Source organism: Nitrobacter sp. TKz-YC01 (genome assembly GCF_047824785.1).
In the GTDB taxonomy this organism is placed as follows: domain Bacteria; phylum Pseudomonadota; class Alphaproteobacteria; order Rhizobiales; family Xanthobacteraceae; genus Nitrobacter.
This window is the reverse complement of the sequence record NZ_CP181167.1, coordinates 3,569,419-3,594,936: the sequence shown is the minus strand read 5'-3', so window position 1 is coordinate 3,594,936 and position 25,518 is coordinate 3,569,419. Positions and strand designations below refer to the sequence as shown.

General features: G+C 60.9%; 22 protein-coding genes and 2 pseudogenes. 12 read left to right on the top strand and 12 right to left on the bottom strand.

Annotation, left to right across the window (positions count from 1 at the left end; translation table 11 throughout):
* Positions 1-288: 288 nt before the first annotated feature.
* From ACMYR2_RS17175 to ACMYR2_RS17165, 3 genes are all read right to left on the bottom strand, one after another.
* Positions 289-447 carry a helix-turn-helix domain-containing protein gene (locus ACMYR2_RS17175; protein ID WP_416193347.1) on the bottom strand — a complete coding sequence of 53 codons (159 nt, stop codon included), beginning with the start codon at positions 445-447 and terminating at the stop codon, positions 289-291.
* A gap of 408 nt (positions 448-855) precedes the next feature.
* Complete coding sequence (locus ACMYR2_RS17170) at positions 856-1,362, bottom strand: Hsp20/alpha crystallin family protein (RefSeq protein ID WP_416193346.1); 507 nt, start codon at positions 1,360-1,362, stop codon at positions 856-858.
* 95 nt (positions 1,363-1,457) lie between these two features.
* Positions 1,458-1,937, bottom strand: a complete 480-nt coding sequence (locus ACMYR2_RS17165) for an Hsp20 family protein (RefSeq protein WP_416193345.1) — start codon at positions 1,935-1,937, stop codon at positions 1,458-1,460.
* 220 nt (positions 1,938-2,157) lie between these two features.
* Here ACMYR2_RS17165 and ACMYR2_RS17160 point away from each other — a divergent pair, with 220 nt between their 5' ends.
* From ACMYR2_RS17160 to istB, 5 genes are all read left to right on the top strand, one after another.
* Positions 2,158-2,388: a hypothetical protein gene (locus ACMYR2_RS17160; protein WP_416193344.1), complete on the top strand. Its 231-nt coding sequence runs from the start codon at positions 2,158-2,160 to the stop codon at positions 2,386-2,388.
* Between the two features lie 233 nt (positions 2,389-2,621).
* Positions 2,622-3,074: an Hsp20 family protein gene (locus ACMYR2_RS17155; RefSeq protein ID WP_416193343.1), complete on the top strand. Its 453-nt coding sequence runs from the start codon at positions 2,622-2,624 to the stop codon at positions 3,072-3,074.
* A gap of 88 nt (positions 3,075-3,162) precedes the next feature.
* Positions 3,163-3,711 (top strand): hypothetical protein, encoded by a 549-nt coding sequence (locus tag ACMYR2_RS17150; protein WP_416193342.1) that lies wholly within the window; start codon positions 3,163-3,165, stop codon positions 3,709-3,711.
* A gap of 106 nt (positions 3,712-3,817) precedes the next feature.
* Complete coding sequence (gene istA / locus ACMYR2_RS17145; protein ID WP_416193341.1) at positions 3,818-5,347, top strand: IS21 family transposase; 1,530 nt, start codon at positions 3,818-3,820, stop codon at positions 5,345-5,347.
* Positions 5,337-6,131, top strand: coding sequence for an IS21-like element helper ATPase IstB (gene istB, locus ACMYR2_RS17140; protein ID WP_416193037.1), 795 nt, complete (start codon positions 5,337-5,339; stop codon positions 6,129-6,131). The genes istA and istB overlap by 11 nt, the downstream gene beginning before the upstream one ends.
* 65 nt (positions 6,132-6,196) lie before the next feature.
* Here the strand turns inward: istB and ACMYR2_RS17135 are convergent, their stop codons facing one another.
* From ACMYR2_RS17135 to ACMYR2_RS17120, 4 genes are all read right to left on the bottom strand, one after another.
* A complete protein-coding gene (locus ACMYR2_RS17135; protein ID WP_416193340.1) occupies positions 6,197-6,358 on the bottom strand; it encodes a hypothetical protein in 162 nt (53 codons plus the stop codon).
* A gap of 119 nt (positions 6,359-6,477) precedes the next feature.
* Positions 6,478-7,593: a Fic family protein gene (locus tag ACMYR2_RS17130; RefSeq protein ID WP_292962765.1), complete on the bottom strand. Its 1,116-nt coding sequence runs from the start codon at positions 7,591-7,593 to the stop codon at positions 6,478-6,480.
* On the bottom strand, positions 7,593-8,936 hold the full coding sequence (locus ACMYR2_RS17125) for a restriction endonuclease subunit S (RefSeq protein ID WP_416193339.1): 1,344 nt from the start codon (positions 8,934-8,936) through the stop codon (positions 7,593-7,595). The genes ACMYR2_RS17130 and ACMYR2_RS17125 overlap by 1 nt, the downstream gene beginning before the upstream one ends.
* A complete protein-coding gene (locus tag ACMYR2_RS17120; RefSeq protein WP_416193338.1) occupies positions 8,929-10,476 on the bottom strand; it encodes a type I restriction-modification system subunit M in 1,548 nt (515 codons plus the stop codon). Before ACMYR2_RS17120 ends, ACMYR2_RS17125 begins: the two co-directional genes overlap by 8 nt.
* A 356-nt stretch (positions 10,477-10,832) precedes the next feature.
* Between ACMYR2_RS17120 and ACMYR2_RS17115 the strand changes: the two genes are divergently transcribed.
* Complete coding sequence (locus tag ACMYR2_RS17115) at positions 10,833-11,951, top strand: hypothetical protein (RefSeq protein ID WP_009800327.1); 1,119 nt, start codon at positions 10,833-10,835, stop codon at positions 11,949-11,951.
* On the opposite strand, the gene ACMYR2_RS17110 is transcribed toward ACMYR2_RS17115, so the two are convergent.
* Positions 11,929-12,357 carry a hypothetical protein gene (locus ACMYR2_RS17110; protein ID WP_292962771.1) on the bottom strand — a complete coding sequence of 143 codons (429 nt, stop codon included), beginning with the start codon at positions 12,355-12,357 and terminating at the stop codon, positions 11,929-11,931. The genes ACMYR2_RS17115 and ACMYR2_RS17110 overlap by 23 nt on opposite strands.
* A gap of 64 nt (positions 12,358-12,421) precedes the next feature.
* On the opposite strand from ACMYR2_RS17110, the gene ACMYR2_RS17105 reads away from it, so the two are divergent.
* The 3 genes and pseudogenes from ACMYR2_RS17105 to ACMYR2_RS17095 all read left to right on the top strand — a co-directional run bounded on the left by ACMYR2_RS17105 (position 12,422) and on the right by ACMYR2_RS17095 (position 13,393).
* Positions 12,422-12,712, top strand: coding sequence for a head-tail connector protein (locus ACMYR2_RS17105; protein ID WP_297535033.1), 291 nt, complete (start codon positions 12,422-12,424; stop codon positions 12,710-12,712).
* Positions 12,712-12,963 (top strand): annotated as a pseudogene (locus ACMYR2_RS17100) (phage head closure protein); the annotation flags it as partial. The gene ACMYR2_RS17105 and the pseudogene ACMYR2_RS17100, both read left to right, overlap by 1 nt.
* A gap of 142 nt (positions 12,964-13,105) precedes the next feature.
* The gene (locus ACMYR2_RS17095) at positions 13,106-13,393 is read left to right on the top strand and encodes a DUF6127 family protein (protein WP_297535029.1); all 288 of its coding nucleotides are present in this window, start codon (positions 13,106-13,108) and stop codon (positions 13,391-13,393) included.
* A gap of 67 nt (positions 13,394-13,460) precedes the next feature.
* Here ACMYR2_RS17095 and ACMYR2_RS17090 read toward each other — a convergent pair whose 3' ends face one another.
* On the bottom strand, positions 13,461-13,742 hold the full coding sequence (locus ACMYR2_RS17090; RefSeq protein WP_297535038.1) for a c-type cytochrome: 282 nt from the start codon (positions 13,740-13,742) through the stop codon (positions 13,461-13,463).
* 359 nt (positions 13,743-14,101) lie between these two features.
* On the opposite strand from ACMYR2_RS17090, the gene ACMYR2_RS17085 reads away from it, so the two are divergent.
* Positions 14,102-16,462 carry a phosphoketolase gene (locus ACMYR2_RS17085; protein ID WP_416193337.1) on the top strand — a complete coding sequence of 787 codons (2,361 nt, stop codon included), beginning with the start codon at positions 14,102-14,104 and terminating at the stop codon, positions 16,460-16,462.
* Positions 16,463-16,518: 56 nt separating this feature from the next.
* Here ACMYR2_RS17085 and ACMYR2_RS17080 read toward each other — a convergent pair whose 3' ends face one another.
* Together ACMYR2_RS17080 and ACMYR2_RS17075 are read right to left on the bottom strand one after the other, a co-directional pair.
* Positions 16,519-18,288 carry an acetate/propionate family kinase gene (locus tag ACMYR2_RS17080; RefSeq protein WP_416193336.1) on the bottom strand — a complete coding sequence of 590 codons (1,770 nt, stop codon included), beginning with the start codon at positions 18,286-18,288 and terminating at the stop codon, positions 16,519-16,521.
* A gap of 411 nt (positions 18,289-18,699) precedes the next feature.
* Positions 18,700-19,777 (bottom strand): annotated as a pseudogene (locus ACMYR2_RS17075) (IS701 family transposase).
* 132 nt (positions 19,778-19,909) lie between these two features.
* On the opposite strand from ACMYR2_RS17075, the gene ACMYR2_RS17070 reads away from it, so the two are divergent.
* Together ACMYR2_RS17070 and ACMYR2_RS17065 are read left to right on the top strand one after the other, a co-directional pair.
* Positions 19,910-20,664, top strand: a protein-coding gene (locus tag ACMYR2_RS17070) for an IS5 family transposase (protein ID WP_297534798.1) whose coding sequence is annotated in 2 segments (ribosomal slippage) — positions 19,910-20,243 and positions 20,243-20,664 — 756 coding nt in all. Because the reading frame shifts where the segments join, the coding sequence is not laid out codon by codon here.
* A 301-nt stretch (positions 20,665-20,965) separates the two neighbouring features.
* Positions 20,966-22,930 carry a heavy metal translocating P-type ATPase gene (locus ACMYR2_RS17065; protein WP_416194123.1) on the top strand — a complete coding sequence of 655 codons (1,965 nt, stop codon included), beginning with the start codon at positions 20,966-20,968 and terminating at the stop codon, positions 22,928-22,930.
* Positions 22,931-23,289: 359 nt separating this feature from the next.
* On the opposite strand, the gene ACMYR2_RS17060 is transcribed toward ACMYR2_RS17065, so the two are convergent.
* Positions 23,290-25,512 carry an ATP-dependent RecD-like DNA helicase gene (locus tag ACMYR2_RS17060; RefSeq protein ID WP_297534796.1) on the bottom strand — a complete coding sequence of 741 codons (2,223 nt, stop codon included), beginning with the start codon at positions 25,510-25,512 and terminating at the stop codon, positions 23,290-23,292.
* Between the last annotated feature and the right edge of the window lie 6 nt (positions 25,513-25,518).

The following is a 25,518-nucleotide window of genomic DNA, read 5'->3' as shown; positions in this document are numbered from 1 at the left end:
CAATGCGGGTTTACTCCTGGTCGGCGATCCCACATCGAAAGGCCGTAAACCGGCAGCCTGGCGTATCTGCTTGACCCTGGCTGTTCGTGCGCGATCGATCGCCGGCTCGAAGGAAACGCGCGGCAGGCGACCGTGCGACTGAGGCTGACGAATGGACAATAGACAAACTAAAAGCGGCAAAGATGCAGGTTTTGACACGACCTCAAGTTGAGCCCGTCAACTGACGCGCTTGTCTGGTCGACTGGATTATGTACACGTGCAGAATGAAAGCTTGGCTAATTGATTCGTTCAGGGGCTGGCTTCACGCTCGATCCAGTCCTCAATATCCACGCGCCGAAACCGCCAAGTGCCGCCAACCTTGAAGCCGGGCAGCTTGCTGTCGGCCGCAAGGCGGTAGGCGGTCTTCTTGTTGATGCTGAGATAGTCGGCGACTTCATCAATGGTCATGATGTCAGCTGCCATGCGAAGCACTTTCCGAAAATCATCCGTTTTGAGATTTCTATGGAAATTTGCGGAATCCTACAAGGCGGGAATCCCAAGCGATTTCAGAGTTCTGATGAGATCGGGCTGGCTTTGGGCGTGTAGCTCCTTGTAGTCGGGTTGTGTCGCTGTCTTCGATGTCCGGGCACCTGAGCCGTGTCACCGCCCAAGCCCTCTAGCTCTGCCCTCGGTCCAGTCCATGCTGCCTGTGCGCGGTTTGACGCTTATCTCCGCGCCGCGATACCGCTCCAACTAGGGTCCAGATGGAACAGCCTCGGTGATGTCGTCGGCGTGGCATCGTTCATACCCACTTTGTTGGCGAAGGGTGCGGTCGGCGGTGCCTGATGTGGGCTGCCGCCGATCCGACGCGAGGCATCAGCTCTTGATCGCGATGCGCTTCACCTGTGACTGAGCCTTCGGGCTCTTGGGAAGCACGATGTTCAGCACACCGTTCTTGAAGTGCGCCTCGATCTTGTCATCCTCGACCTCAACCCCGAGCGGGATGCGCCGCTCGAAGCGGCCATAGAAGCGCTCAGAGAACTGCTTCTCTTTGTCCTCGGCCTCAGACCGCTTCTCGCCCTTCAGCGTCAGCACGCCGTCGTTGAAGAGCACCTCGAGATCCTTTTCTTCGAGACCGGGAATTTCGGCCGTTACCTTAATCTCCTTGTCACTGTCGGAGATCTCGACGTTCGGCCAGGCTCCGTTGAAAGATGACAGCGAGCCGAACGCCGGCAGGCGACTATCGAAGCCACGGAAGACATCGTCGAACAGCCGGTTCATCTCCCGATGCAGCGAGAGGAACGGGTTGCGATCGTCGTCGCGAAATACCGTAGGAACCTGATTGTTGGAGCGACCCCACGGAATCAGATCACGGACACTCATGATTATCTCCTTGCTGTTGCTGTCGGTTTGCAAAGCCTGTTGGCGTCGGGGCACACGATCCGACGCCTTGCGAAAACTCCGCCAATCGGGAGGCTTCAGGCGGCCTGCTTCTCGGTCTCGATCTGGTTACCGGCCTTCGGCGGCGCCTCGCCCGCGGCGATGGCGATGCGGCGCGGCTTCATCTCTTCCGGAAGCTCTCGCTTCAGCTCGATAGTCAGCAGACCGTTCACTAGGTTCGCGCTCACGACCTTTACGTGGTCGGCGAGTTCAAAGCGGCGCCGGAAGGCTCGCGCGGCAATACCGCGATGCAGATACTGTCCGTTCGCTTCATCCTGGTCCGACTTCTGGCCCGCGATCAGGAGCATGTTCTGCTCCTGCGTGATCGTCAGATCATTCTCGGTCAAGCCGGCCACCGCCATGCTGATGCGGTAGTCGTCTCCACTCTTCCTGACGATGTCATAGGGTGGCCACGTATCGATCGATGTCACGCGGCTCGCGGACTCCAGCGTATCGAGCATGCGATCGAACCCGATCGTCGATCGGAACAGAGGAGCAAAGTCGAAGGTGTTTCTCATAGCCATATCCTCCTTGGAAGCAACATGGATACAAGGGCGCCAAAGAGCTGACGCCCTTTGGAAAACCATCCCTTCTTCAGCAGATGGCGATTGTGATTTGGGTACAGCTCGACATCCGTCAAGAGGAAATCGCGATAATCGAGCCGGCATCCGCTCTCCTGGAACGTTTATGACTTGGTCTCGTTCGTGATCAGCGGCTCGTGAACGAAGGAATCCAAAAATGGCTCTCACGCACGACGATGTTCTTTCCGTTATCGGGCCCACCGACGAGATTTTGGTGACCGAAATCATCGCGACCGAGGTGACAATCGAGGAATTGGCCCAGGCTTGGGCATGGATGAACAACGATGAAGCGCTGATCAACGAAGGCCGGGCGCTGCCCAGCGGCCGGACCGCCGAACTGGTCGAACTTCTCACCCCACAAGATGATGAGGAAGAGCAAGCCTCATAGCAGTGCCGACAATCACGCCATGCTGCCGAGCATCACTCAAGGGAACCATGGGTGCTATAGAGGCGCTAAAAACTTTCACCGTGCCCTCTTGAAATCTACAGCGGTTTTTTTAATTTGATTTTTGCCGCTGAAGAAGCGGTCTTGAGCGCCGTAAAGGGCTCGAGGACTGAGACGGGCGCTGGCTGGTGTCCGACGTCCGCTCGTATCCATCTTGCTCCAAGGAGGATTTGGCTATGAGAGCTTATAATTTTGCACCCCTGTCGCGATCCACCATCGGATACGACCATCTTTTCGACCTCTTTGATGCGGCGCAACGCACCGAGGGCGAGGATCACTATCCGCCATACAACATCGAGCGGCAGTCTGAAGACCGCTACCAGATATCACTGGCGCTAGCTGGTTTTTCGCCAGATGAAATTGCGGTGACGGCCGAACAGAACGTACTCTCCATTGAAGGACGCAAGACGGAAGCAGCCAACAAGGATTACCTGTATCAGGGAATCTCGGCGCGCCCGTTCAAGCGGACCTTCAATCTCGCCGACTACGTCAAAGTCGAAGGCGCGACATTCGAGAATGGTCTGCTGCAGATCAAGCTCGTGAGGGAAATTCCCGAGGCCATGAAGCCTCGGCGCATTCCGATCGGTCTTGCTCTTGGGCCGCAGATCGAAAAGAAGCGCGCCGCCTAACCGCATTTTTCATATAGGGCTTGGGCGGCAACCAGTCGCCGCCCAATTCCTGTCAGTTGATCCCCAATGAAAGGAGAAGGAGGGGAAGATGAAGCGTGCCGTTCATGATCAAGTTGTATCGATGCAGTTTCGTCCGGATGCGCATCACCGCTCCGTTCAAGCGGTCCTCAAAGACCCGAAGCTCTCTTCGGACGAAAAGCGGGCCATCCTGTCGGCCTGGGCGTCCGATATGTATGCGGTCGAATCCTCGCCCTTGCTGAGAATGATTCCGGGGCATAGGACGCCACTCCGGTTGAGCGAAATTCTGAGCGCGTTGCGCGGCCTGGATGATAACGATCCGCCACCACGCGGCGGAGCGGCAAAGCGAATCTCGGCCGGAAACATAAACATCGATGTCAATCGTCACGCGGAGGTCGCTCCGGCGGTGTATCACCTGGCGCGTCTTCGGCGAGAGTCAGACCTGCGAGCTACGTCGATAAGGGCGCACCGGGACAACATCCGCCGCTACCAGCGGATCCTTAAGACCGATCTCACGGAGCTGGAACGCCAGTTCGTTGTCCGGCGAATGGCTGAAGAACGGTGTGCTATCCGTAACTTGGCGCATGCGCAGAACTTGGGAGGTACAGATGGCTGTTGATTTCCACTGAGAGTTGACCCGGGAAGCTGAGGTTTTTCCATCGAGATTTGACCCATGTTGGAACCTTTTCCCCGCGATGAGAGCGGGAGAGAACGGAGTGATCAGCATGGAGTTATTGAGCGTCATCCGGCGCTGGCGCCATCGGGACCATTTCTCGATCCGGGAGATCTCGCGGCGCACAGGTCTGTCGAGGAACACGGTCCGCAAGTATCTGCGCGCGGACAGCGTGGAGCCCCGGTTCAACGTCCCCGAGCGCGCAAGCAAGCTCGATCCTTACGCCGACAAGCTATCCCACATGCTCCGGCTGGAGGCGGGCAGATCCCGCAAGCAGAAGCGGACGATCCGGCAGTTGCACGCCGATCTGGTCGCGCTCGGGTATGAAGGCTCCTACAACCGCGTGGCGGCGTTCGCACGCGAGTGGAAGGCCGCCCGGCAGAGGGAGCAGCAGACCAGCAGTCGCGGCGCCTACGTGCCCCTGGCGTTCCAGCCAGGCGAGGCCTTCCAGTTCGACTGGTCGGAGGACTGGGCGATCATCGGCGGTGAGCGGACCAAGCTGCAGGTCGCCCACTTCAAGCTCTCCTGCAGCCGCGCCTTCATCCTGCGGGCCTATCCGCAGCAAACCCACGAGATGCTGTTCGACGCCCACAACCATGCCTTCCGGGTCTTCGGCGGCGTTCCGCAGCGGGGCATCTACGACAACATGCGCACCGCCGTCGACAAGGTCGGTCGGGGCAAGCAGCGCCAGGTCAACGCCCGCTTCTCGGCGATGGTCAGCCACTTCATGTTCGAGGCCGAGTTCTGCAATCCCGCATCAGGCTGGGAGAAAGGCCAGATCGAGAAGAACGTTCAGGACGCCAGGCATCGGCTCTGGCAGCCCATGCCGAACTTTGCATCGTTGGCGGCGCTCAACGACTGGCTTGAGAGACGATGCCGGGAGCTCTGGACCGAGATTCCGCATGGCGTCCGGCCCGGCTCCATCGCCGACGCATGGGCTGAAGAAGCCCCGCGCCTGATGGAGATGACCCGGCCCTTCGACGGCTTCGTCGAATACGTCAAGCGCGTCTCGCCGACCTGCCTCGTTCATCTGGAACGCAATCGCTACAGCGCGCCAGCTTCCTTCGCCAACCGGCCCGTCAGCCTGCGCGTCTATCCCGAGCGGATCGCCGTCGTCGCAGAGGGGCGGGTCATCTGCGAGCATCGACGCGTCTTCGCCCGCTCCCATAACCGTCAGAGCACGACGGTCTACGACTGGCGGCATTACCTCGCCGTCCTGCAGCGCAAGCCGGGAGCCCTGCGCAACGGCGCCCCCTTCGCCGAACTGCCGCCTGCGTTCCGCTCCCTGCAACAGCGCCTGCTCAAGACGCCCGGCGGCGATCGGGAGATGGTCGAGATCCTGGCCCTGGTCCTGCAGCATGACGAGCAGGCCGTGCTCGCCGCCGTCGAACTGGCCATCGAGGCGGGCGCGCCCACCAAGACCCATATCCTGAACCTGCTGCACCGCCTGGTGGACGGCAAACCGCTCGACCCGCCTGCCGTTCCGGCGCCCAAGGCCCTGACGCTGACGAGCGAGCCGCAGGCCGACGTCGAGCGATATGACGCCCTGCGTCAGACTGGGGAGGCGCGCCATGCGTCATAATCCCGCCAGCGGCGCCGTCGTCATCATGTTGCGCAGCCTCAAGATGCACGGCATGGCCCAGGCCGTCGCCGAGCTGACCGAGCAAGGCTCTCCCGCCTTCGAGGCGGCGCTGCCGGTCCTGTTGCAACTCCTCAAGGCGGAGACGGCTGACAGGGAGGTTCGCTCAACGGCTTACCAGCTCAAGGCGGCGCGCTTCCCAACCTACCGCGACCTGACCGGCTTCGACTTCGCCAGCAGCGAGGTCAACGAGGCGCTCGTGCGCCAGCTGCATCGCTGCGAGTTCCTCGAAGACGCTCACAACGTCGTCCTCGTGGGCGGCCCCGGTACAGGCAAGACGCATATCGCCACCGCGCTCGGCGTGCAGGCCATTGAGCATCATCGTAAGCGCGTCCGGTTCTTCTCCACCATCGAGCTCGTCAACGCCCTCGAACAGGAGAAGCTTCAGGGCAAGGCCGGGCAGATCGCAGCGCGCCTCTGCCACTCCGATCTCGTCATCCTGGACGAACTCGGCTACCTGCCGTTCAGCGCCTCGGGCGGCGCCTTGCTCTTCCACCTGCTGAGCAAGCTCTACGAGCGGACGAGCGTGGTCATCACGACCAATCTGAGCTTCGGCGAATGGGCCAGCGTCTTCGGCGACGCCAAGATGACCGCCGCTCTCCTCGACCGGCTCACCCACCGATGCCACATCGTCGAGACAGGAAACGACAGCTTCCGCTTCAAGACCAGTTCCGCGAAACCGCCAAAACCCGCAAAGGAGAAAGCGCGCAACTTGACGACAACCTGACCCAGAACACATCATCAAGGCGGGTCACTTCTCGGTGGAAATCCCGGGTCAACTCTCAGTGGAAATCAACACGCGCTCAGACGTGCTGCCAGGATGACATCGCCATAAGCCAGACGTTCCGGAGCGGAACCGTCCGGGGCGATCCGGGCAGAGCCAGCATACGCATAGCCCAGATCCGCAAGAATGCCGAGCGCGGCCTGTTCGACCACGTCCTCCGTAATACCCATCCCGCGCTCCCCCCAATCCCCAGACGCGTTGTGGCTCACCTGTTCGCATCAAGCCTTGTTGTGTATCACATATCGGCAATATGTGAGCAACAAGCTGTCTTGTCGCTCATCCATGAGCCTCAAAATACGCTCCGCCCCTCCGCAATGTTCAACAGTTCGGCAAATGCCAGAATGGCTGCGCGCCTGCCGCTCGCAGACTGCAATTCCGTCAACAGCCCCTCATCGCGCACCAGCCGCAAAATGCGGTTTGCCGTTGGGCGAGGAATATCGGCGGTTTCGACAAAATCCGATGTCTTGAAGATCGGGCGAGCAAACATCCAGTCGAGCGCCCGCACCCCGTATTGCGAGCGTGTAACCTGCGCAATCCAGTCTTTCCGGTCACGGTAGAGGGTATGGATCGCCTGCGCCTTGGTCTGGTTTGCCTCGGCCTGCGCGATCAGCGCCTTCAGGAAAAACGCGACCCAGCCCGACCAGTCATCGTCGCGGGAGACGGCCAGCAGGCGCTCATAATACTCCTCCCGGCGGCTTTCGAGGTAGTCGCTCAGATAGAAATTGGGGCGCGAAAGCAGTCCGTTCGCGTAGAGGAACAGCGGAACAACCAGGCGACCGAGCCGCCCGTTACCATCCAGAAAGGGATGGATTGCCTCGAACTCGGCGTGAACAATCGCAAGCTGGACGAGCTTGTCGGGAGCATCGGCATGGAGATACTGCTCCCATGCGTCCATCGCCTGCGGCAGCTTGTCGGCAGCACAGGGCACGAACCGCGCCTCATCCACGGAACACCCCCCCGGGCCGATCCAGTTGGCGATACGTCGATACTCGCCGGGGTCCTTGTTGCGCCCGCGCACACCCTGCATCAACACGCCATGGGTCTGGCGGATCAGCCGTTGCGAGAGCGGCAGCTCGGCCAGCAGCCGCGTGGCCTCGTTCAAGGCGGCGCGATAGTTCAACACCTCGCGAATGTCGGCCTTCTTTGGCGTGCTCTCGTCAAACAGCTCGCCCTGCGCCTCGAACTCCAGCACCTCACCGAGAGTGGCCTGCGTGCCTTCGATGCGGCTCGACAGCACCGCTTCCTGCGCGGTCAGCGGCGACAGCAGCACATTCGGATAGGGAATGCCGTGCAGCACGCCCTCGTAACAGGCGACCGCCGCATTGGCTGGGCCGATCAGCGGCAGCAGGCGCGGCCAATCGAGATTTTCGGGCGGGAACCTGCCCTGATGATACTGCACCGCCATCAGGCGACCGCCTCGATCTGGCGCTCGGCGTCACGCAGACGGATTTCTCCAGACATCAGCCTGGGGAGAAGAAGGTCCCGGGTGGCGGCGAGGGTGCGGTTTTCGTGGATAGCTGCCACAATCTTATCCATTAGCGGAGAAGCAACAGCCGCAAAGCTTGCAACAACCGCGTCCGTTGCGAGAGCGATCTGATACTTCTTCATATTGCCCCAACTTGTCCGCGGCATCTTCGTGCCGGTAGAGCCTTGATCGGTGAACGCAATGAACTCATCCGTCGAGACACATGCGGTTACCATCGGGCGAGCCTGCCCATGGATGGCATCCAACACGATAATGTCGGTTGAACAGACGCCATCAACGGGCGCGAGGCCTACTTTGTGGAAGTATGGCCTCAGCTTTCCGAACAGGATTTGGCCGCGACGGAAAGCGGACTTGTTCGATGACACTTTCGAGGCCGCTTCCCATTCTGTCAACGCGATTGATCGGCGCGGCATATGCTCCAGTCCGATGTACGGCGTGTTAGGCGAAATCTGAGCAGGCAACACGCTGATACCGACGGTACGGGCAACATCGCCGAGCGTGCCTTCTCGCCACCCCTCCGGCAGCCCATCGTCGCCCAGCACAGCCGGAAACAGCGCCGCCAGTTCCCGCGCCCTGTCGGGATCACTGACCAGCCCGCCCATGACCTCGACAGGATCGGTCGCGCCGTCGATCTTGCGGCGGGTCGGGCCGAAATCGACAAACCAGTCGCGGAAGATCGCCTGCGCCATCGCCTCCAGCGTCTCGTTCGTCCGCCGGTTCAGCTCGATCTTGTCGTCGAGGGAGCCAAGAAGTTCTGCGATTGCTAGCTGCGTATGGATTGGTGGCAACGGGACTTTGAACTGCCGTAAGGATGTCAAAGGTTGCCCAATGCCAGGTGTCCCAACCTGCGACGCGAACCGCATGATCTCATGTCGACCCGCAACTGAGCGGAAGAAGTAGTAGAGAAAAGTACTATCTGCTTGGGTCGGGTTAGGTCGAAATTTCATCATGCTGGTTGAAAGAACAACATGCCCATGCTTTTTCTCAATTAGAGCAACTTCGCCAATAGATCCACGGTGAGGAAATACTAAATCTCCATCCTTCACAATGCAGTTTGGCATGTCAGAAGCGAACGCTTCTGTGACATAAACCCAATCACCCTTGAGGGCTCGATCACCACCTATATTTGTGCCTCGGATTACAGGGACACCCTGATCGACATACACTTCCGCTTTCATACGTGAGCCGAACGGACCAATCGCAATTGCCCCCGGTTCGTCGGCGGCAAGCTCACCCAATGTACGGCTTGGGAACTCAGCCATTTGGCGACACGTCCACAAACACACTATTAATCCGCTCCTCCAGCTCCCGGCCTTCCGCAAACTGATCCTGCAACTGCTCGCGCAATTCCGCGAACTTCTCGGCAAAGGGTACGCCATCATCCTCGGCATCCGCAGCGCCGACATAGCGTCCCGGCGTCAGCACATGACCATGCTCGCGCACCTCGGCGAGTGTCGCCGATTTGCAGAAGCCCGGTTCGTCGGCATAGGCGTCGGCGTGATCCTTGCCCCGCCAGCGATGATAGGCACCGGAGACCCTTGAAATATCCTCGGCACTGAATTCGCGACGCACGCGGTCCACCATGAAGCCAAGTTTTCTGGCGTCGATGAACAGGATTTCCCCGCGCCGGTTGCGGTGACCATTGGCGCTCTTGTCCCGCGCCAGGATCCAGAGACAGGCCGGGATCTGGGTCGAGAAGAACAACTGCCCCGGCAAGGCCACCATGGCGTCCACCACGTCGGCTTCGATCATCGCCTTGCGGATGTCGCCCTCGCCCGATTGCTGCGAGGACATCGAGCCGTTGGCGAGCACCACGCCCGCCGTGCCGCGTGGCGCGAGATGATGCAGGATATGCTGGAGCCAGGCGAAGTTGGCGTTGCTCTTCGGCGGCGTGCCGTATTTCCAGCGTTGATCCTCGCTCAGCCGCTCGCCGCCCCAATCGGAAATGTTGAAAGGTGGATTGGCGAGGATGAAATCCGCCTTGAGGTCCGCGAACTCGTCGCGGTGGAAGCTGCCTTCATTGTTCCAGCGAATGTCGGCGTCAATGCCCTGCACGGCGAGGTTCATCTTCGCCAGCCGCCATGTGGTGTGGTTGATCTCCTGCCCGTAGACGGCGATGGCATCGCGTCGCCCGCCATGTTCCTCGATGAATTTCTCCGACTGCACGAACATGCCGCCTGAGCCGCAGCATGGATCGTAGACGCGGCCCTGATAAGGCTCCAGCATCTCGACCAGCGTGCGCACCACCGAGCGGGGCGTGAAGAATTCGCCACCGCGCTTGCCTTCGGAGCCGGCAAAGCCCGACAGGAAATACTCGTAGACCCGGCCGAGCAGATCTTTCGCCTTATCGGTGCTGTCGTGCATGCCGATGTTGGAGAACAGGTCGATCAGTTCGCCCAGCATGGTCTTGTTGAGCGTCGGGCGGGCATAATTCTTCGGCAGGACGCCTTTCAGGCCCTCGTTCGATGGAGCCTTCTCGATGGCCTCCATCGCCTCATCGATCAGCTTGCCGATTTCGGGGCGCTTGGCGTTCGCCTGGAGATACGACCAGCGGGCTTCCTTCGGCACCCAGAACACATGCTCGGCCAGATACTCCTCGGGGTCTTCGGCATCGGCGTATTGATCGGTCGTGAGCCTGACCCGCTGGGCCTCGAAGGCATCGGAGATGTATTTGAGGAAGATCAGGCCGAGCGCGACATGCTTGTATTCCGATGGCTCCAGATTGCCCCGGAGCTTGTCGGCCGCCTTGAACAGCTCCGCCGTGAAGGCAAGATCGCCATTGCCGTTGCTTGCTGTTGTCAATTCCTGCCCCTCACGCGTTCGCTCGTCTGGACGCGACCCTTGAAGGGTTTAATGCCAGCTGGCGCACATTGGAAGGCTGCGCCGAACGTCTGGATACAGAACGACGCCTGACATCGTCAAAATCGCTGCTTTTCCCACTCCACCGGAAACGGCCTCATCAGCTTGGCCAGCATGATGTCCGGCCGCTGCCTTGCGTCGAGGATCGCAACAACGTTTATGGTCCGGGCCGCATTGCCCCTGGCTCCGGAAGCTCCTTGAGACACAAGCGCGCAAACTTCCGATCCGCCAGTTTGCAACCATATCTCCCGAGCACTAAGTGAAAGCGTAGATTGTCTCGAAGAAGCGAAGGATCACCCATGCTCTATGTCGACATCCCCGCGCTCTCCGATTTGCGCAAGCTCAATGATGTGCGCGCCGATGCCTGCGTATCCATCTACGTTCCGACTACTCCTTTGACCCAGGATGTCGAGGCCTCGCGCATCGAGGCCGGCAATCTCGCTAAGCAGGCCTATGCCCAGCTTGAAGCCGGTGGTCTGGACAAGCGGCGACTGGCGCTCCTGGCGGAACAGCTCGACGATTTGTTGGATGATGACGAGTTCTGGCGCTTTCAGGCGCGTTCCCTCGCGATCTTTGCAACGCCGGACACCATCCAGACCTTCCGGCTGGCAAATCGACTCCAGTCGGCGATTGAAGTGGCGGATCGCTTTTTACTCAAGCCGCTGATGCGCGCCATCACCTTCCCAAATGAAGCGTTCGTGCTGGCAATCTCCGAGAACAATGTGCGACTGATCGAGGTGTTTCCTGACTTGCCGCCGCAGCGTCTGCAGGTGCCGGACCTGCCAAAGGATGCGGCCAGCGCGGTCAAGGTCTCCTCACTTAACAATCGTACCTCGTTGCGCCGCGTAATGGGGTCGGAGGGTCAGAAGGTACGGCTTGCACAATATTCGCGCATGGTGGATGCGGCCATTCGCCCGATACTTGCGGGACGCGACGTGCCACTGATTCTGGCTGCGAATGAGCCGGTGGCGGCCATTTTCCGTTCGATCAACAGCAATCCAAATCTCGTCCCCGAAACCCTGACGGTGACCGATGACCGTTCGACGGAGAGCGAGATCGCCGCAGCGGCGCGGCCCATACTCGATGCCGCCTACGCGCGGGAGATCGAAGGCGTCAGGGCTCTGTTTGAACAACGCGCCAATGACCGTCGGGCCACCACAGATATCTCGGACGCAGCGCGTCTTGCCACGTTTGGCGGAATAGAAACCCTGCTGGTGAACTTCGACGAGATCGTCCATGGCACCGTCGACGAGGATACCGGAGCCGTAGTCTTTGGCGAGGAAGGGCCCGACACCTATGGAATTGTGGATGAGATCATGCGTCGTGCACTAACCAGCGGTGCTCGCGTCATTGCCGCACGCAAGAATGATATTCCGGGCGCAGGATCGTTGGCGGCTACCTTGCGCTATCCGCTTTAGAAATCGCAAGATAACTACATTGCCTCTCCCACTCCACCGGAAACGGCTTCATCAACGCCGCCAGCGTGATTTCCGATCCCTGCCGGCCATCTATGATTGCCTCCACGATGTGCGGCGCCAGTAGGGTGAGGCGCAGGACGCGGCTGACATAGGATGCATTGATCCTCTCTGCGGCGGCAATGTCCTCGACGGTGGCATGAACGCCGGTTTCCACCAGCTTGCGCCAACGGAAGCCACGCGCGATCGCCTTCACCATGGTGTTGTCGACACGGGCGCGTGGCGGCGTCCATGACGATGTGCCGTCGGGCAGGACGATCTGCTTGCGGCCACCGCGCCTGGCGAAGGTCAGCGGCACATGCACGGTGATGGTGTCGTGATCGCGCGTGACGGAGGCTTTTTGGGTCACGCTGCTTTCCTCTCGTCGTTGGGCTTCCGATCAGGGTCGATGCCACCGAGATCCGCGACCAAGCTTGTCAGCCCTTGCGTGCGCAGTCGGATACGATCTGTTCGCTGATGCGCGGGGCGCCTATGCCGCACGGCAGTTGGGACAAGCCTGGCCGGCAACCTGTCTCCGGATTGATGCCGTATCGATTACCTTCGCCGCCGGTTTCGGTACCGCGGCCGATGTACCAGAACCGATCCGTCAAGCTATCCTGCTCATCGTCCAGCGGCTCTTCGATGGGGCCGATACCAGCATCGATGTGGCCATCGACCGCACCGTCCATGCGCTGATCGAGCCCTACCGGATGCGGCCGCTCTGATGACCAACATTTCCGCCAACGATCTGCGCGACCGCGTCAGCTTCGAAAAGCGCGGGGAAGTCGACGACGGCTACGGCAATACCGTCGGCATGTGGGTTGCGCAGTTCGAGCGCGATGCCTGCATCCTTCCATCGAAAGGCGGCGAAACCGTCATCGCTGCCCGCCTGCAGGAAGTGCAGCCGGCGCTGATCCTGGTGCGCTTCGATGCCGAGACCGCCACCATCACCGCCGCATGGCGGCTGATTGAGGTCCGCTCCGGCACCATCTACAACATCCGCACCTCCGCCGACACGTCGCGGCCGCTTCATCACCATGTTGTGCGAGGCTGGTGTCGCGACCTGAACGGCCGCGGGCAGCTCCGCAACCGGATATCAAAATTACCGGAGAACCGCCATGACGCCGCCGGAAGCGAACGAGCAATTCCGCATGTCAGAGACCGAGTTCGAGATGCTGCTGGCACGCGCAGCCGAAACTGGCGCGCGACGCGCCCTGCAAGAGGTAGGGCTCAATGGCAAGGACGCCGCGGAGGACATTCGGGATCTTCGTTCGCTGCTGGCCGGATTTCGGCTCGCCAAGCGCACCGCCGTACAGACAACGGTGCGTATCATCACCACTGGCATCCTGATCGCGCTGATGGCCGGCATTGCAATCAAGCTCAAGATCTTCGGCGGCGACCCATAGGCCGCACGCCGACCCAGCCTATCAGCCCCTGCACCCACTCCCCGGGCCTTGCGATACGGATCGTGATCTAATCATTGAGGCTACTGATATAGTCAAGGATTGCGTCGATTTGATCGGGGGTCGCCACAAACTCTGGCATGTCTGGATGCCCAGTAGATATGCCTTCGGCGAGGGCTTCCTCCAGCGCATCGATAGGGTAACGCTGTGAAAGCGTCCGGAAGGGGGGCGCACCCGCATGCTCGCTTTTGCTTGTTCGATCGATCGCGTGGCAGCGCGCGCAGTTCAACTCCGCCAGCGCCTTCCCTCGGGCAAGGTCATCGGAATAGGCTAACGCTGGGCCGAGAGTCATCAGCACCGCTACCCAAGCCATTCCGACCATCGTTCTGGGCATCGGCTCGTCTCCTTCCTGTCGATAGCTGTTTTCACTCTGATACCATGGAGGCTATCGCCTGGCGAACAGACGCACACGTTTGTGCATCTGTTGCCTTGATTTCGATAAACTCTTGGCTGTGCGATACCCGATAGGAGCATTTCTGATCGGTCGCGCCGAGACTTAGTGGGGTGATCGACTTCACCCGGCCAAAGTAGGCGACCGTGGCATGTCACATTGGGTGTTCGAGGCAACTGAGCGGTACCAGCCATTCATGACCGGTTGGCGAGGCCACTCACGACCGGTTTATGGCAGAAATCTGGATTACGGAGCTCAGAATGGCGGAACTGGATAATACGCAACTAGGTCTGATCGACCGCTACTGGCGCGCGGCTAACTACGTGTCGGTCGGCCAAATCTACCTGATGGATAATCCGCTGCTGCGAGAACCGTTGAAGGCGGAAGACGTGAAGCCGCGGCTGCTCGGTCACTGGGGTACGACGCCCGGGCTGAATTTCATTTACGTGCATCTGAATCGCGTTATCAGGGAACGCGGCACGGAAATCCTCTACATCTGCGGTCCCGGTCACGGCGGGCCTGCAATGGTCGCCAACACCTACCTCGAGGGCTCCTATAGCGAGATCTATCCGGAGATCACGCGGAATGAAGAAGGATTGCGGAAGCTTTTCCGGCAGTTCTCGTTCCCGGGCGGGGTACCCAGCCACGTCGCACCCGAGACGCCCGGTTCCATCCATGAGGGAGGCGAACTCGGCTACGCCCTTGTCCATGCCTTCGGTGCCGCTTTCGACAATCCCGACCTGACCGTCGCCTGCGTCGTCGGCGACGGGGAAGCCGAGACGGGTCCGCTGGCCGCCGCCTGGCATTCCAACAAGTTTCTGAATCCGCAAGTCGATGGCGCGGTTCTGCCGATCCTTCACCTCAACGGCTACAAGATCGCCAATCCCACTTTGTTGGCGCGCATGCCGGACGCGGAACTCCGCGATCTTTTCAGTGGCTACGGCTACGAGCCGCTCTTCGTGGAGGGGCATGAGCCAATCCCAATGCATCGCGCCATGGCGGCGACCGTGGATTTGGCCATGGATCGAATTCAGGACATTCAGCGAGAGGCGCGGACGGAAGGCTGGTCGGGCGAGCGCCCGCGCTGGCCGATGATCATCCTGCGAAGCCCGAAAGGCTGGACCGGACCGAAGGAGGTCGACGGCAGACGAGTGGAGGACTTCTGGCGCTCGCATCAGGTCCCGGTGTCGAATGCACGGGGAAATGCCGCCCACCGCAAGATCCTCGAAGAGTGGCTGCGCAGCTATCGGCCGGAGGAGCTGTTCGACGAGAAAGGCTGCTTCCAACCGGAGATCGCTTCCCTGGCGCCCGAAGGCGAGAAGCGCATGGGCGCGCTACCGCATGCCAATGGCGGGATACTGAAGAAGGACCTCCTCCTGCCGGAATGGAAGAGCCTCGCACTCGACGTCGGGCAACCGGGCGAAACGATCGCCGAGGCGACCCGCTTGATGGGAGCTTATCTGCGTGAGGTCATGCGCCTCAATGCCGAGGCAAGGAATTTCCGCCTCATGGGTCCGGACGAGACCGCCTCGAACAGGCTTGACGCCGTCTTCGAGGTGACGGACCGGGTCTGGATGGAGAAGATCGAATCCTACGATGTGCACCTCGCGCGCGAGGGGCGGGTAATGGAGGTTCTGTCGGAGCATCTTTGTCAGGGGTGGCTGGAGGGTTACCTGCTAACTGGACGACATGGCCTGTTCTCCTGCTACGAGGCCTTCATCCACATCGTGGATTCTATGGTCAATCAGCATGCCAAATGGCTCAAAGTTTCTGCGGAACTACCATGGCGCAAGCCGATCGCCTCTCTCAACTATCTCCTGACCTCGCATGTCTGGCGGCAAGATCATAATGGCTTCAGCCACCAGGATCCGGGCTTCGCCGACTTCGTCGCCAACAAGAAGGCCGACACCGTTCGCCTGTATTTTCCGCCGGATGCAAACACGCTGCTCTGGGTCACCGACCACTGCCTGAGGACCTGGAACCGGATCAACGTGATCACGGCCGGCAAGCAGCCGCAGCCGCAATGGCTCACAGCCGAGCAGGCGGAACGCCATTGCGAGGCGGGCGCCGGGATTTGGGAATGGGCCTGCACATGCCCGGCTGACGAGGAGCCCGATGTGGTAATGGCCTGCTGCGGCGACGTGCCGACACTGGAAGTTCTCGCCGCCGTCGACCTGCTGTGCCGCGAGCTGCCTGATCTTCGCATCCGGGTGGTCAATGTCGTCGACCTGATGACGCTGCAATCCCACACGACACATCCGCACGGGTTCACCGACGATGAATTCGACGCTCTCTTCACGAAAGATAAGCCCGTGATCTTCGCCTACCATGGTTATCCTTACCTCATTCACCGCCTGACCTATAAGCGGATCAACCACGCCAATTTCCATGTCCATGGTTTCCAGGAAGAAGGTACGACCACCACGCCGTTCGATATAGCGGTCATGAACGAACTCGACCGCTTCCATCTGGTCATAGCCGCCGTCAGGCGGCTGCCGAATCTTGGCATGGGCGGCGAACGAGTGATCGAACGTTGCGAGCAAGCGCTGGCCGAGCATGCCTCGTATGTCCGGCAGTATGGTGAAGACATGCCTGAGATCCAAGAATGGAGCTGGCTCTAGAAGACTGCCGCCGAGGCGCTAGACTGATGGCGCCTGACGTCAGCCATGCCGTCACCTCAGACCTGCACGAGTTCCCCCGTTGCCGCCACTTCGGTCCCTGCCGCGTTGGCCTCATCGGTGTCGATGTGCACCTCCGTGAAGGAGACCTTGCCCACCCGTACCAGAGTCCGGCCGAAGGTCAGTGTGCGATCGTCGTCGCTGACGCGGACGTCGACATATTCGCCGTCCAGGATGCCGAGCCTCGCCGCATCGGCGGGATTGGTATGGATGTGCCTTGCCGCGATGATGAGGCCGTCGGTGGTAAAGCTTCCGGCAGGCCCCTCGATCGTAACCTGCGGCGTAGCCTCAAGCCTGCCGCTGTCCCGCACCGGCACGTCGATGCCGAGGGCAAAGCTGTCGGTGCGCGACACTTCGATCTGCGTGCGTTGACGCAGCGGTCCGAGTATGGCGACACGCTCAAGTCTGCCCTTGGGCCCAACGAGCGTCACCCTTTCCCTTGCCGACCAGTGACCCGGCTGTCGCAACGGTGTCGCCTGGTCGAGCACGTAGCCCTTGCCGAACAGCTCATCCACGGCCTCACGTGACAGGTGGACGTGCCTGGCCGAAACCGCAATCGGCAGGCGCAACTGGCCCCCGGTCTGGCCGGCGGCGAGCGCCGCAGCCGTCTCGCGGGCGATCATGAGTTGCTCGGCCGTCTCCGTCACGAAGACACGGACACGCGAACCGTAAGCCTGGATTTGCGGCGCCGCGCGGCCTGACAGGTTCACGGCCATGTTGCGGTCGTGGTCGAGTTGCAGACCCATGAAGTCCAGACCGTCGCAGATGCGCCGGCGCATGGAGGGGGAATTCTCGCCGATGCCGCCGGTGAAGACGATCGCGTCCAGTCCTCCCATGGCTGCAGCATAAGCCCCGACATATTTTTTGGCGCGATATGCGTAGATCTCGATCGTGAGTTGGGCCTGGGGGTCGCCCTTAGTCGCCCTGTCTTCAATGTCGCGCATGTCAGACGAGCCTGCCAGCCCCTTCAGCCCGCTCTCGTCATAGAGCGCATCCTCGATCTCCTGCACCGAAAGCTGAAGTTCGCGCGACAGAAAGCCAAACGCGCCTGGGTCCACGTCACCGGAGCGGGTACCCATCACCAGCCCCTCGAGCGGCGTCATGCCCATCGAACTGTCCATGCTGTGCCCGCGGTTGACGGCGCAGATGCTGGCGCCGTTGCCGAGATGAATGCTCACCAGTTGGAGGTCGGAAAGCGGCCGGCCGATCTCTTGGGCTGCCCTCTCGGCCACATATTTGTGGGAAGTTCCATGGAACCCATAGCGGCGAAGGCCGGCCTCCCGCCATTTCGAGGGCACCGCATAGGTTGTCACGAACGCCGGGTTGCTGAGGTGGAAGGCTGTGTCGAACACTGCCACCTGACGTATGTCCGGCCAAAGGCCGCGGCAGAGCCTGACTGCCTCGAGATTGGCCGGATTGTGCAGCGGAGCCAGCGGCGTCAGCGCCTCGATGGCCTCGACCGTTTCGTCATCCAGCAGTGTCGGCGAGGAAAACCTTGCGCCGCCATGGACGATCCTGTGCCCGACAGCGTCGATTGCGTCGAGTCCGAACCGCTTCAGCGCGGCCGGAACCCCTTTCAGCGCTTCGCCGGGACTATCGAATTCGGCCGCACCCCGCTCGTCGGCTTCTCCATGCCGAAAACGGTATTCGCATCCTCCCGCCCGAAAGCGCTCGTAAGAACCCCTGAAGACCTCACGTGTCTCCGTGCCGACTCCGAAGACGCCGAACTTGAGACTGGAACTGCCGGCGTTGAAAACGAGTACCTGCATACGTGTTCTCTTGTCATTTAGTGGTTTCAACGAAGTCTCATCCGTGGCACTGGCAACGATAGCTACCCGACTGATCTTGTTGTATAAAGTGCCGATTGCCTAGAGCGAGACCGCTAACCAGCACGGCGAGCGGATCTGCGAAGAAGTGCATGACGAGGGAAGATCAGGTCTGCCTTTTCGGAAAAGGATGTGGCGAAATCAGAATTGACGGCGTCGTGAACGAGGTCAGCTCGGCCACGGCAATGAGCCGAGGCGCGCCACACCTGAAGATAACAGCGACGAACCGCTAGCATTACAGTCGTAATTTTTGCTTGATATGTGCTTTTTGAGCGATGGCTTGGTGAGCACGTCGCCACATCGACCACGCGATGACATAGCTGGGTCGGATCCGTTGTCGCGCGCGCCGCTGCGCTATTCTGCGGATTTCCTGGACCGACCAACGGATGAGGCCTTGCGGGTTCGGGTTGCGCGCGAAGTGTTTTTTTGGGGTGGTGCGTTAGCTTTTCGGCGAATGGCGGCCATCATGGCGAAGGTCAACATGACCAGAGACACATGGCGATGCCAGCCGTGCCAGGACCGCGTTTCATTGTGATCGAGGCCGAACTCGTTCTTTGCGGTCTCAAAGCTGTCTTCGATCGCCCAGCGATGTCCTTCAACGGCGACCAACTGCTTGATGGAAGTTCCGGCCGGACACCAGGTGGTGAAGTAGGCGAGTTCGCCGTCGGCGATGTGGCGTCGGATCAGCAAGCCGCGCGTCCACGGGCCGCTGCGCTCCGCATTAAACTCACCAGCGTCGAGATCGGCGAGTTCGAGATAGGCCCAATCATGCCAGCGCGGCCCCTTGGTTCCGCTACCCGCCGACAAGCGTCGCCAGTCGACCGACTTCAAGGTTCTGGCGATTTCTTCCGCCGAGCCGCCGATCGACCGCTTCCGGCTCCAGGATCCGAACCAGTGATTGGCGGCGACGCCGAGCACATAGCCTTTGCCAGCCCGGCGCAAATCCCGCTCGATGTCGCCGACGCCATAGACGCTGTCGCCCGCAACCCAGGCGAACGGGACGCGCGCCGCAATGGCGCGCGCGATCATCTTCGCGGCAACCGGTGTATTGTCGCGCCACTCCGCAGGACGCCTTGCCCTGCTTGAGAAAGCCGGTCTCGTCGACGACCAGCACCGCGCCTTCATCGCCGAGATGCTCGACCACATAATCGCCCACCAGATCGCGCAGTTCGTCTGCGTCCCAGCGGTCTCGGCCCAGAAGCTCCTGCTGGCGCCACGGGCCGGGATCGCCTGCCGCTTCCGCTCGCATCCAGCCAGTCTTGCGCTGCTCCTCGCTCAGCAGCCCGTCAATGAACGCGCCCGCGCTCGCAGCGGTACGCGCCTGCGCAAACAAGGGGCGTATCCGCCGCTTCACGTCCCGCAGCGAAAGCGCCCACAACTCCAGCACCGTTTCGATCGACGCGCCCGTCGTCCATGATTGATGTCGAATCATGGTGATGAATCGAGTCAGAACTCGCTAACGCGCGCAATACAAATTACGACTGTAATGCTAGGATCAGGACCCATTAATTTCTTGCGGAGAGGTGTTTGGACTGATTCATTAGCGTTGCTGGGAGACGCCGCGATGTCCGATTTGTTTCTGCTCACCGAAGCGCAGATGCGCCGGATCGAGCCTTATTTTCCGTTGTCGCACGGAGTTGCGAGGGTTGATGACCGGCGGGTGATCAGCGGCATCATTTTTGTCATCAGGAACGGGCTGCGCTGGCGCGATGCGCCGCGTGAGTATGGTCCGCACAAGACCGTCTACAATCGTTTCGTGCGCTGGAGCCGTCTTGGTGTGTTCAACAGGATATTTGCCGAACTGGCTCGTAAGGGCGGCGCTCCGAAGCGGTTAATGATCGACGCCACCCATCTGAAGGCGCATCGCACCGCTGCAAGCCTTTTAAAAAAGGGCCTATTCCCCGACGTATCGGGCGCACGAAGGGCGGTCTGAACTCAAAGCTGCACGCCGTCTGCGATGGTCAGGGACGCCCTGTCATCATGCTGCTTAGCGAAGGCCAGATGAGCGATTATAAAGGGGCCGCGTTGATGATCGATGCGATGCCGCCCGCCAAGCAGTTGCTCGGCGACAAGGGCTATGACGCCAACTGGTTCCGCCAGGCGCTCGCGGCCCGGGGCATCACGGCCTGCATCCCATCCAAGTCCAACCGCGCAAAGCCGATCGAACATGACCGTATTCTCTATCGCCAACGGCACAAAATCGAAAATGCGTTCGGCAGGCTCAAGGACTGGCGGCGCATCCATACCCGCTACGATCGATGCGCTCACACCTTCTTCTCGGCTATCTGCATCGCAGCAACCGTCATCTTCTGGATCTGATCAATGAGTCCTGAACCTAGAACTTTATGCACCCTACAGTCCTCCGGAGCATGTTGATGGCGTTGTCCGCCGAACCAAAAACGATGCTGACGCTTCCCACCAACACTTCCACCGCAAAACGGCCGAAGAGTAGCTAATTTTTACCAACGCCGTCGACGGAGGTCGTCGTCAGCTCACCGACGATTACCCGTTGTCGCTGGGCGCACGGCACCCGCGTAGCGATGCTTTGACCTGCCGCGCAATTCCAGTGTGCGGCTGACCAGGAGACGAAGTGAGCAAACTATTTAATCTTGATCGCGCGATGATACTGACGGCCCTCACCGTCCTGGGGATGCTCCTGGCCACGCTCGCGCTATGGCCTCTTCAAGGCAACGTCGCCGCTTTTTTCTCGGTCACAGGTCTGTCGCTGGTTTATTTGTCTGGAGGACTCCCGGCCGCATGGCGGGCCGCCGTCACCTTGTGGGAAGAGCGAGTTCTCGACATCGACCTTCTGATGGTGGTCGCTGCCGTCGCCGCGGCGGCAGTCGGCGCACCCTTCGAGGGTGCGGTTCTGCTGACGCTTTTCAGTATTTCGACCACGCTGGAGGAACGGGCGCTCGGCCGCGCGCGCCGCGCCATCGAGGCGTTGATGGAGCTGCGTCCCGAGACAGCGTTAAGGCGTGGCTCGGACGGAACGGTATCCGAAGTACCTGCCGCCGATCTCAGTGTGGATGATGTCGTGGTGCTGCGGCCGGGCGCGCGCGTTCCAGCGGACGGTGTGATTGTCGGCGGCCGCGGCTCGCTCGATGAAGCAAACATCACCGGCGAGTCGATGCCGGTCGCCAAGGAGCCCGGTGCACAGGTCTTCGAGGCGACGGTCAATCTCGACGGTGTGCTTGAGGTGACCGTGACGAGGTCGGTCGAAGAAAGTACCGTAGCACGTATGATCGCGCTCGTGACGGAGGCGCAGGCGGCCAAGGCACCATCCGAACGCTTTAGCGCCTGGTTCGGGCAGCGTTACACAGTTGCGGTGATGGCCGGAGCAATCTTGGCCTTCGCGGCCTTTTATTGGTTGGGGCGCGACTGGGAGGAAGCGCTCTATCGATCCGCGACGTTGCTGGTGGCCGCGAGCCCGTGCGCGATCGTCATTTCCGTGCCCGCTGCGATCCTGTCGGCGCTATCGGCGGCAGCGCGGGGCGGTGTGTTGTTCAAGGGCGGGGCGGCACTCGAGACACTGGCGGCAGTCGACATTTTTGCTTTCGACAAGACCGGAACACTGACAACCGGCAAAGCGTCGCTAACCAGAGTTGTGGCGCTCGACGGTGATGAGCGACTCTTCCTATCGTCGCTTGCGGGGCTCGAGGCGCATTCCGAACACCACAGCGCGGCGGCCATTCGGCAGGAAGCTGCCAACCGAGGCATTGACCCGGTCAGAGTGATGAACGTGATCACGCGGCCGAGTGCCGGCATCGTGGGCGATGACGGTGAAGGGCAATTATGGGCCGGCAATCCGCGTCTTGCCGTCCAGATGGGCGCATCTATCGACCACCCGATGCTGAAGGCGCTGGCCGCCGACACGCAAACGGTCATCTACATGGGGCGGGATTCGCGCGTGATGGGAGCCGTCACCATCGCCGATCAGGCTCGCAAGACGTCCGCGCCAGCTCTTGCCGCGCTGCGTGAAGGTGGGGTCAGCGAAATCGTCATGATGACGGGCGACCGCCGTCCGGTTGCCCTGCGGATAGGCCAGGAGCTTGGGTTGAAGCCCGACGAGATCCACGCCGACATGCTTCCGGAGGACAAGGTCCGGATGGTCGGCGATCGCGTAGCCAGAGGCAAGGTCGCCTTCGTCGGAGATGGCGTCAACGACGCGGCCGCGCTGGCCCGCGCTGATGTCGGGATCGCCATGGGTGCCGCAGGCTCAGACGTAGCGCTGCAGGCGGCCGATGTGGCGCTCCTGTCGGAGGACATGGGGCGGCTCGCGGATGCGCACCAGTTGGCCCGTCGCACCGCAAGGGTCATCCGGCAGAACCTGGTGTTCGCCATGGGAGCAATGGCAATTCTGGTAACCGGAGGGCTGTTCTTCGAACTCTCTCTCCCGCTCGCCGTGATCGGTCACGAAGGGGGAACGGTTCTGGTGGTGCTAAACGGCCTGCGCTTGTTGAGGGATCCCATTCGCGGGGGCGGAACGAAGCCCGCGCCAAAGACATCTGCTCATACCAATTCGACCCGGCGCATTGCGCGAGAGGCCTACAGCAGGAAGGTGCCAAGGCGAGCAGGTTTATAGAGCTTTGGCATGGAGAAGGTTGGATCCCAGTCCCGTTCCCTCCGCCACTATCAAATTGCGAACCCCCTAAATGCTGCTCTGAGCGTCCAAATTCCTTTTGGTTTCAAAGGAGTTTATCAGGAGCGACCAAACTTCGGAGACTGCCGGAATGCCGTTTTCCGGTCTCAGAATGGCTCTCGTCTCAGATCGACCAAACCTCGACCGATTTGGTTTGGTTAAAAAAGATGGCGTTGTTTCAATAACTTGCAGTTTTCAGACTGCGCCCGAGTTGTGATGGGAGCCGCCACCAGCCAGCCTAAACAGAGACACCCCAGGTGGGCGTTTTGGCGCGTGGTGCAGCGAAAAGCCCACGGACAAGATCACTGCGAAGCATTCGATGAAAGTCGACGATCTTCATGATGTTGGCCCGCCATCAACCACTCGCCCAACTTCGACCAGCGCCGCCGACCTGAGACGTTCTTCACCGCGATGGCGACGGCCTTCTTCTGCCCGACCAGCACCACCAGCTTCTTGCCGCGCGTGACGCCGGTATAGAGGAGATTGCGCTGAAGCATGGCGTAGTGCTGCGTCATGATCGGAATGACGACGGCCGGATATTCCGAGCCCTGCGCCTTGTGGATCGTCGCCGCGTAGGCCGGCACGACGGTGTCGAGCTCGCCGAAGTCGAAGCTGACGGTGCGGCCGTCGAAATCGATGGCGACTTCGCCCTCATCCGGGTCGACGGCCGTGATCATGCCGATGTCGCCGTTGTAGACTTCCTTATCGTAGTCGTTCTCAATCTGCATCACCTTGTCGCCCGGTGCAAAGGTCCAGCCGAACCGCTCGACCTTGTTTTCGCCCGCCGGGTTGAGAGCAGCCTGGAGTTCAATATTGAGCGAACGGGCACCAACACCGCCGCGGTTCATCGGACACAGGACCTGAATGTCCCTGATTGGATCGAAGCCGAAGCGGCGCGGGATCCGATGGCGCACCAGCTCGACGATGCGCGGCACGGCCTGTTCGGGGTCCGCAGCCGGCACGAAATAGAAGTCTGATTCTCCGTCAGGAGGCAGAAGGTCCGGCAGGCGCCCCTCGTTGATCTGGTGGGCGCTGGTGATAATCCGGCTTTGCGCGGCCTGGCGGAACACCTCCGTCAGCCGTACGACCGGAATGACGCCAGAGCCGATGATGTCGGCGAGAACCTGTCCCGGTCCGACCGACGGCAATTGATCGATATCACCCACGATCAGCAGGGCTGCTGAACTAGGCACCGCCTTCAGGAGCGACTGCATCAACGAGACGTCGACCATCGAGCTTTCGTCGATGACGAGCAAATCGCAGTCGAGCGGATTATCGTCGGTACGTTTGAATCCGAAGGTCTTGGGACCGAACTCGAGCAGGCGGTGGATGGTCCGGGCTTCCCGACCGGTCGCCTCGGTCATGCGCTTGGCGGCGCGGCCGGTCGGCGCGCAGAGCAGAAGCTTTGTGTCCTTCGCTGCCAGGATGCGCAGGATCGAATTGACGATGGTAGTCTTGCCGACACCGGGACCGCCGGTGATGACCAGAACCTTCGAGCGCAGCGCCAGCCGGATCGCTTCGGCTTGGCTGGCGGCAAGTGTGAGGCCGGTCTTCTGTTCGATCCACGGCAGGGCACGATCGGCATCGATCTCGGGCCATGGCCGCGCCCCGCCACCCAGCCGCGCCAGATGCTCCGCGATGGCGCGTTCCGCCAGGTAGAGGCCGGTCAGGAACAGGCATTCGGTATCGCCAACACGGTCCGCTGTGACGGTCCCTTCTTCGAGCTCGAGCCGTATGGCGGCATCGATGAGATCGATCGGGACTTCCAGCAATTTCCCGGCAAGCCCCGTCAGGTCGCCTCGTGGCAGTCCGCAATGGCCGTCATTCATCGCCTCGGTTAGCGCAAAAGAAATCCCGGCACGCACACGGATCATGGCGGTCTTCTCGATGCCAAGCTTTTCCGCAATGAGATCGGCGGTGCGAAAGCCAATGCCCCGGATATCCCTGGCCAGCCGATAGGGGTTCTCGCTCATCACCTGCACGGCGTCGGTGCCGTAGGTCTTGAAGATCCGCACCGCGCGCGCCGTGCCCACACCATGCTGGTGCAGGAAGACCATGATCTCCCGAATGACCTTCTGGTCAGCCCAGCCCGAGATGATCCGGGCTGCCCGGATCGGCCCGATCCCTTCCACCTCTCGCAGGCGTTCCGGGGTTTCTTCGATAATGTCGAACACGTCTTTGCCGAACTGCTTGACGAGGCGTTTCGCATAGACCGCTCCGATGCCGCGGATCATGCCGGAGCCCAGATACTTCTCGATGCCTTCGATGCTGGAGGGCGCCGAGGTCTTGAGAAAATGAGCCTTGAACTGCAGTCCGTGGGTGCGGTCGTTGATCCAGACGCCCGAAGCAGTGATCCATTCACCCGCCGAGATCGTTGCCGCGTGACCGACCGTCGTTACGAGATCACGCAGCCCCCGCGCCTTGACGCGCAAGACGCAGAAGCCGTTCTCGGAATTGTGGAACGTGACCCGCTCGACAAGACCTGCGAGAAGCTCTCGTCCCTGATCCTGGTGTGCCTGGTTCATGTCAAC

Coding starts and splice junctions, on each gene's coding strand:
- ACMYR2_RS17150 (WP_416193342.1), top strand. CDS start 3,163: ATGAAGCGTGCCGTTCATGATCAAGTTGTATCGATGCAGTTTCGTCCG.
- ACMYR2_RS17060 (WP_297534796.1), bottom strand. CDS start 25,512: ATGAACCAGGCACACCAGGATCAGGGACGAGAGCTTCTCGCAGGTCTT.
- ACMYR2_RS17130 (WP_292962765.1), bottom strand. CDS start 7,593: ATGGCGGTGCAGTATCATCAGGGCAGGTTCCCGCCCGAAAATCTCGAT.
- ACMYR2_RS17090 (WP_297535038.1), bottom strand. CDS start 13,742: ATGACTCTCGGCCCAGCGTTAGCCTATTCCGATGACCTTGCCCGAGGG.
- ACMYR2_RS17170 (WP_416193346.1), bottom strand. CDS start 1,362: ATGAGTGTCCGTGATCTGATTCCGTGGGGTCGCTCCAACAATCAGGTT.
- ACMYR2_RS17165 (WP_416193345.1), bottom strand. CDS start 1,937: ATGAGAAACACCTTCGACTTTGCTCCTCTGTTCCGATCGACGATCGGG.
- ACMYR2_RS17080 (WP_416193336.1), bottom strand. CDS start 18,288: ATGCAGGTACTCGTTTTCAACGCCGGCAGTTCCAGTCTCAAGTTCGGC.
- ACMYR2_RS17065 (WP_416194123.1), top strand. CDS start 20,966: ATGATACTGACGGCCCTCACCGTCCTGGGGATGCTCCTGGCCACGCTC.
- ACMYR2_RS17095 (WP_297535029.1), top strand. CDS start 13,106: ATGACGCCGCCGGAAGCGAACGAGCAATTCCGCATGTCAGAGACCGAG.
- ACMYR2_RS17135 (WP_416193340.1), bottom strand. CDS start 6,358: ATGGGTATTACGGAGGACGTGGTCGAACAGGCCGCGCTCGGCATTCTT.
- ACMYR2_RS17115 (WP_009800327.1), top strand. CDS start 10,833: ATGCTCTATGTCGACATCCCCGCGCTCTCCGATTTGCGCAAGCTCAAT.
- ACMYR2_RS17175 (WP_416193347.1), bottom strand. CDS start 447: ATGACCATTGATGAAGTCGCCGACTATCTCAGCATCAACAAGAAGACC.
- ACMYR2_RS17155 (WP_416193343.1), top strand. CDS start 2,622: ATGAGAGCTTATAATTTTGCACCCCTGTCGCGATCCACCATCGGATAC.
- istB (WP_416193037.1), top strand. CDS start 5,337: ATGCGTCATAATCCCGCCAGCGGCGCCGTCGTCATCATGTTGCGCAGC.
- istA (WP_416193341.1), top strand. CDS start 3,818: ATGGAGTTATTGAGCGTCATCCGGCGCTGGCGCCATCGGGACCATTTC.
- ACMYR2_RS17125 (WP_416193339.1), bottom strand. CDS start 8,936: ATGGCTGAGTTCCCAAGCCGTACATTGGGTGAGCTTGCCGCCGACGAA.
- ACMYR2_RS17085 (WP_416193337.1), top strand. CDS start 14,102: ATGGCGGAACTGGATAATACGCAACTAGGTCTGATCGACCGCTACTGG.
- ACMYR2_RS17160 (WP_416193344.1), top strand. CDS start 2,158: ATGGCTCTCACGCACGACGATGTTCTTTCCGTTATCGGGCCCACCGAC.